Annotated in this window: 4 protein-coding genes; all 4 read left to right on the top strand. The window is 34.5% G+C overall.

The window, feature by feature from the left end:
* On the top strand, nt 1-1,855 hold a 1,855-nt coding region (locus tag IEV84_RS16315; RefSeq protein WP_188495853.1), incomplete at its 5' end, for an HYR-like domain-containing protein.
* Nucleotides 1,856-1,920: 65 nt separating this feature from the next.
* A complete protein-coding gene (locus tag IEV84_RS16310) occupies nt 1,921-2,832 on the top strand; it encodes a PorP/SprF family type IX secretion system membrane protein (protein WP_188495851.1) in 912 nt (303 codons plus the stop codon).
* Between the two features lie 11 nt (nt 2,833-2,843).
* Nucleotides 2,844-4,784, top strand: coding sequence for an OmpA family protein (locus tag IEV84_RS16305; protein WP_188495850.1), 1,941 nt, complete (start codon nt 2,844-2,846; stop codon nt 4,782-4,784).
* A 737-nt stretch (nt 4,785-5,521) separates the two neighbouring features.
* Nucleotides 5,522-7,726: beta strand repeat-containing protein (locus IEV84_RS16300; protein ID WP_306451827.1), on the top strand; the 2,205-nt coding region annotated here is incomplete at its 3' end.

Here is a 7,726-nt window from a genome sequence, read left to right as displayed (position 1 = left end):
TGAAGTGAAAACGGAAGGTGCTTGTGCAGGAGCTTATACCCTGACTCGTACATGGACGGCTACTGACTTATGTAATAATACTACAACTCATGTACAAACTATTAGTGTAGAAGACAAAACAAAACCTGTTTTCGTTGAAACATTACCTGCTAATGTTACTGTAGAATGTTCTGAAATTCCTCAGGCTGCTACTTTAACTGCTACTGATAACTGTGGTACTGCTGCTGTAACATTCGCTGAAGTGAAAACTCAAGGTGCTTGTGCCGGAGCTTATACTCTGACTCGTACATGGACGGCTACTGACTTATGTAATAATGTTACAACTCATGTACAAACTATTAATGTTCAAGATACAACTGCTCCGGTATTGAGCGAAGCTCCTGCTGATTTGACCGTTGAATGTTCTTCGGCAATTTCAACTGCAGCTATTTTAACAGCTACAGATAACTGTGATGCAAATCCAGTGGTATCGTTCAGAGAAGTGAAATCTAATATAAGTGAAATCTTTGCTAGCAACTATACGTTGACCAGAACCTGGACGGCTAAAGATGCTTGTGGTAATGAATCTTCTAAATCTCAAGTAATCACAGTAAAAGACGTTACGGCTCCGATAGCTCCTAGTTTAGCTGATGTAACTATTAACGGATGTAGCGGAACTCCAGTAGCTCCTACCACAACTGATGCTTGTGCAGGTACAATCACCGGAACAACAACTACTGTATTCCCTATTACAACTCAGGGAACAACAATAGTGACATGGACTTTCAATGATGGTAACGGAAATACAACTACAGCTAATCAGAATGTAATTGTAAAAGATGTAACGGCTCCGGTAATTCCTACTTTGGCTGATGTAACTGGACAATGTTCAGCTACTGCTACAGCTCCTGCTACAACTGATAATTGTAAAGGAACGATCACTGGAACGACTAATGATCCTTTAACGTATACAACTCAAGGAACACATACTATTACTTGGACTTTCAATGATGGAAATGGAAACATTACTACAGCGATTCAAAAAGTAATAGTAAAAGATGTAACAACTCCTGTAGCTCCTGTTTTAGCAGATGTAATTGGACAATGTATTGCTAATGCAACTGCACCAACTACAACAGACAATTGTGCAGGAACTATCACTGGAACAACTAATGATCCTTTGACTTACAATACACAGGGTACACATATCATTACTTGGACTTTCAATGATGGAAATGGAAATATAACTACTGCAACTCAGAGAGTAATAGTAAATATTGTTCCAAATATTACAACAATTAATGTTCCTGATTTTATCAATAGCGTAAATGGTACTCCAGTGGACTTAACTACTTATTTACCTCAAGATGCTCCATCAAACGGAACTTGGGTTGATGTAAATAATTCAGGTGCTTTAAACGGAAGTATTTTAGATCCTAACAATGTAGCTTCTGGTGATTATAGTTTCCAATATAATATTGAAACCGAAACTTGTCCAATTAACTATGTTATCAATATCAAAATTGATCAAAGTTTTGTATTGGGTTGTGGAACTATTGAAGTTCATAATGCTTTTACTCCTAATGGAGATGAATTCAATGATAAATTTAAAATCGACAACATTGAAGATACACTTTGTTACCCTGAAAACTCTGTAGAAATTTATAACAGATGGGGAGTATTAGTTTATGAAGCCAAAGGATACAACAATGAAGATGTATCATTCAAAGGAGTATCTGAAGGCAGAGTTACAGTTGATAAATCAGCTGGATTACCTACCGGAACTTATTTCTATATTCTGAACTATACATCAGTTGGTTTACAAAATGAAATAATAGCTAACAAAAAACAAGGATACCTATACCTTTCCAGATAAAAAACTCAAATCTAATACCTGAGGTTTTGATAAAAACAAAACCTCAGGTTATAAAACCAAGTCAGATGAAAACAAAATTACTACTAATCAGTTTGATGTTTACAGCAGTGGTAAGTTATGCACAACAGGATGCACAATTTACACAGTACATGTACAACACTATAAATGTAAATCCGGCTTATGCCGGTTCGAGAGGGGCTATGAGTATATTTGCCTTACATCGTACCCAATGGGTTGGATTAGACGGAGCTCCTACAACTAATGCCGTTTCTATCAACACACCTTTTAATAATAGCAGATTAGGCTTAGGTGTAACAATTATCAATGATAAAATTGGTCCAACTACCGAAAACACATTATCTACCGATCTATCCTACACTATTCCTACTTCGGAAACGGTAAAACTATCTTTTGGTATTAAAGCTACAGCCAATTTATTTGATTTAAACCCTAATAAACTTTCTCCGGAACATAGTGGAGATCCTAAATTACAAGGGTTCAATAATAGATTTACACCTAATATTGGAGCTGGGGTTTATCTTCACTCTGATAAAGCTTACGTAGGATTCTCAATACCTAACTTTATAGAATCAAATCGATACGATGATAATGATGTGGCACTCTTTAAAGAAAAAATGACTTACTATTTAATTGCCGGTTATGTTATGGATTTAAGTTACAATCTTAAATTCAAACCTGCTTTGTTAACTAAGATGGTTCAGGGGGCTCCTTTACAAGTGGATATGTCTGGAAACTTTATGTTTAATGATAAACTTACCTTAGGACTCGCTTACCGTTGGAGTGCATCAGCAAGTGCCATGGTTGGATTTCAAGTTTCTGAAGCAATGTATATAGGATATGGATATGATTTAGAAACTACTAAATTAGACAATTACAATTCTGGCTCACATGAAATTTTCTTGCGATACGAAATTTTCAAAAACAACAAAAAAATTACAACTCCAAGATTCTTCTAAATACTATTATCATGAAAAAAAAGATACTCCTTTGCGTGGCTATAGTAAGTGTTTTTTCATTTAACATTTATTCCCAAAAAGCTAAGTTGGCTAATGCCGATAAAAACTATGATAACTATGCCTATATAGATGCCATTAAAACCTATGAGAAAGTAGCAGAGAAAGGATATAAATCGGCTTCAATGTTTCAAAAATTAGGTAATGCCTATTATTTTAACGGAGAATTAGAAAAAGCCGTTAAATGGTATGCCGAACTTTTTGCAATGCCTGAAACACAAATCGAACCTACTTATTATTATCGTTATGCACAATCATTACGAGCCATTAACGAAAATAAAAAGGCAGATCAAATTTTAGAACAGTTTGATAAAATTTCAAATAATGATAGTAGAGCACAACTATTTAAAAAAAACACCAACTATTTAGATGAAATAAAAGCAAATTCAGGAAGATATAAAATAGAAAATGCAGCCATAAATTCACAATATTCTGATTATGGTTCCAGTTTTTATGATAATAAAATTGTCTTTACTTCAGCAAGAGATACCGGAAGTTTAGGACATAGAAAACACACTTGGACGGATCAACATTTCACCAATTTATATAGTGCCGATTTAGGAGATGAAATGTCACCAACGAATCCTGTAAAATTTAACAAATCGTTAAAATCAAAATTTAACGAAGCAACTCCTGTTTTTACTAAAGATGGAAAAACAGTTTATTTTACCCGTAACAATTATATCGATGGTAAAAAGGGTAAAAACGAAAACGGAATTACCTTAGTTAAATTATACAAAGCGACACTGGAAGCTGACAAATGGACTAACATACAAGCCCTGCCTTTTACCAGTGACAGCTACAGTACAGCCCACCCTACTCTAAGTCCTGACGAAAAAACATTGTATTTTGCTTCAGATATGCCGGGAACAATAGGTTTGTCTGATATTTTCAAAGTTCAGATTAACGAAGATGGTTCTTTTGCTACTCCGACAAATTTAGGTACTGATATAAATACCGAAGGAAGAGAAACATTCCCTTTTGTCAGCGCGGAAAATGAACTTTACTTTGCTTCTGACGGACATCCAGGCTTAGGTGGATTAGATATTTTTATGTCACGAATTAATAATGACGGCTCTTTTAATAAAGTAGAAAATATAGGAATGGATGCCAATTCTCCAAAAGATGACTTTGCCTATATTATTGATACAAAATCCCGTAAAGGATTTTTGTCTTCCAATAGAGATGGTGGTCAGGGATATGACGATATCTATCAATTCTTAGAAACAAGAAAATTAATTTGTGAACAAGAACTATACGGAAAAATTACTGATGCCGAATCCAACATCGCCATTCCTAATGCTAAAGTAACTTTGTTTGATAGTAAAATGAATGCTTTAAAAAATGTAGAAGCTGATGCAAATGGAGACTACAACTTCCTTGTAGAATGTGGAAAACTATACACTGTAAGAGCTGAAAAAGAAAACTATAGCAGTAATGAAAAACAAATTACAGTTCCTAAAACTAATGGAAAAACGTATTTACCTATTACCTTGGAAAAAGACCAGTGTAAAGTAACTATTGGTGATGATTTAGGTAAATGTTTTGGTATCAAAATGATTTATTTTGATCTGGATAAATCTAATATTAGAACAGAAGCTGCACTGGATTTAGAAAAAATATTAGATGTTTTAAATCAATATCCAAAAATGAAATTAGACATTCGCTCTCATACTGATAGTCGTGCTTCTTTCAAATACAACGAAGCATTATCTGACCGAAGAGCCAAATCTACCATTAATTGGTTAGTAAAAAATGGAATCAGTCCTAATAGATTAACAGGTAAAGGTTATGGTGAAAACCAATTGGTAAACAAATGTGCTGATGGTGTAAAATGTACTGAAGAAGAACACCAAATGAATCGTAGAAGTGAATTTATCATTACAGATTTATAAAATTTATTTCAATAAATCGCTTAAAACACCAAAACCCCGAATGTCTTTCATTCGGGGTTTTGGTGTTTTAACAGCTGTCTATACTGAATAACGACACACGAAGCCATCCAAAACAATTAAAACATATTTTTATCCTATTAGTAATTATATAACAATAAATTATAATTAATTAAGTAGGATTCTCAAAATACACATTTCAACGAGTTTTTAGGTTATTTATAGAGAAAATAAGACAATACCACTTATTATATTTAATTTTAATTAGACAAATAAAGTGATTCTTTAAACAATTCATTTAAAGAATATTGAGCCCCAAATGAAATCTCTTTTAACCTCCTAAAAAGAAAAATTTCATAGTATTTAAATTGAAACTTAATGAATTATTAAATAATTTATTTCGTTAACCCCAAAAACGGATTAAGAATCAATTTAATTAGAATTTAATATTTGGATATCATCTAATATCAAAATTAGATTATTATGAAAGTAAAACTACTATTCTATTAATACTCTTTTTTGTTTGACATCAAAATAATAACCAATTGATTACCTAAAAATCTGGTTAGTCATTTTAAAAACAAAATCCTTCAAAACTTTATTTCTCAAATAAAGATTGATTTTTAAATAATACCATCCATACTAACTGAAAGTCTAATAAGACTATTTTATTTGGAATTATATTAGGAACATCCCAAAAACTAATTATCTCATTTTCTAACGATTTAAAATAAATCAATATGAAAACAACTTTTACCCATTCGAAAAAAATACTTGTATTTATTTTATTAAGTTTATTAAGTCTTACAGATATTTATAGCCAAACTGTACCTGATGGCAACTACAGTACAACTGAATATCTCAATGCACAAACGAAAGTAGTAGATGCTAATGCTTCTTCAACATGTCAGGTTGAAAGAGTATTTGCAATAACGAAAGACGGTACAACCCCATATCTGTTATTAGGTGTTAATAATGGAAACGGAGGTTCTGCAATATTTAGATATTATATTAATACCGATAATAATACTTCCACAGGATTAACGAGTGAGACTTATAAAAATGTTGATTACCCAATAAAAGGAGCGGAAATAGTATTACAGATAGATGCAAGTAAAAACGAACTAACTATTACTAAATATAATGCAAATGGAAGCATTGACCCTAGCTATGTTGCACCAACAGATCTTGCAAGTGCAATTGGGAACTATGATCCTGGTGATAATAGTTTTATTGAATTAAAGATACCCTTATCAATATTTGGAGATACATTCTGTAATAGCTCTAATAATGGCACAATTACATTGGCACAATATCTTTCATTTTCAGGAGGAAGTATTAATTCCGCACCATGTGCCTTAAATGACATTGATTTTATCATCTACCTTAGAGGAACTGTTACACCTGATGCAACATATTGTTATGGTGTAAATACTACTACAACACTTACTCTTAGTGGTCAAGTTGGAAATATAGTCAGATGGGAACAAAGTCCTAATAATAATGATTCTTGGACTGAGGTACCAAATACCAATCAATTAAATTATCCAACAACAACCTACACTACTCCTTCAAACCTTACTGAAACAACATATTTCAGAGCAGTAATTAGTAGCAACATTTGTCCTGGAACTATAGGATCAGAATCAGCGGTAATTACTATTAATCCAACATCTACTGTGACCAATTCAGCCACTGCCAGTATCTGTAGCGGAACAAGTCCGAATATTGCTTTAACAGCCAGTGCTGCCAGCAGTTTTTCATGGACAATAGGAACTATTACTGGAAACATCACCGGAGCCAATGCTGGTTCAGGTACAACCATAAATCAGATATTGACTAATCCTAGTAATGCAACTGCCGGAACTGTACAATATTTAGTTACCCCTACTGCAACTACAGGATCATGTGCTGGTGCCACCTTTACAATAACTGTAACGGTAAATCCAACTCCTGCTGTAACCAACTCAGCAACTGCCAGTATCTGTAGCGGAACAAGTCCGAATATTGCTTTAACAGCCAGTACTCCTAGCAATTTTTCATGGACAATAGGAACTATTACTGGAAACATCACCGGAGCCAGTGCTGGTTCGGGATCAACCATAAATCAGACATTAACTAATCCTAGTAATGCAACTGCCGGAACTGTACAATATTTAGTTACCCCTACTGCAACTACAGGATCATGTGCTGGTGCCACCTTTACAATAACTGTAACGGTAAACCCAACTCCTGCGGTTACCAATTCAGCTACGGCAAGTATCTGTAGCGGAACAAGTCCAAATATTGCTTTAACAGCCAGTACTCCTAGCAATTTTTCATGGACAATAGGAACTATTACTGGAAACATCACCGGAGCCAGTGCTGGTTCGGGATCAACCATAAATCAGACATTAACTAATCCTAGTAATGCAACTGCCGGAACTGTACAATATTTAGTTACCCCTACTGCAACTACAGGATCATGTGCCGGGGCTGCCTTTACAATAACTGTAACGGTAAACCCAACTCCTGCTGTAACCAATTCAGCTACGGCAAGTATCTGTAGCGGAACAAGTCCAAATATTGCTTTAACAGCCAGTGCTCCTAGCAATTTTTCATGGACAATAGGAACTATTACTGGAAACATCACCGGAGCCAGTGCTGGTTCGGGATCAACCATAAATCAGACATTAACTAATCCTAGTAATGCAACTGCCGGAACTGTACAATATTTAGTTACCCCTACTGCAACTACAGGATTATGTGCTGGTGCCACCTTTACAATAACTGTAACGGTAAATCCAACTCCTACTGTGACCAATTCAGCTACGGCAAGTATCTGTAGCGGAACAAGTCCGAATATTGCTTTAACAGCCAGTGCTGCCAGCAGTTTTTCATGGACAATAGGAACTATTACTGGAAACATCACCGGAGCCAGTACTGGTTCGGGTACAACCATAAAT

The sequence above is a fragment of the Flavobacterium palustre genome, assembly GCF_014639535.1.
GTDB lineage: Bacteria > Bacteroidota > Bacteroidia > Flavobacteriales > Flavobacteriaceae > Flavobacterium > Flavobacterium palustre.
The sequence above is the reverse complement of the archived record's forward strand: the minus strand, read 5'-3'. Positions and strand labels throughout refer to the sequence as shown.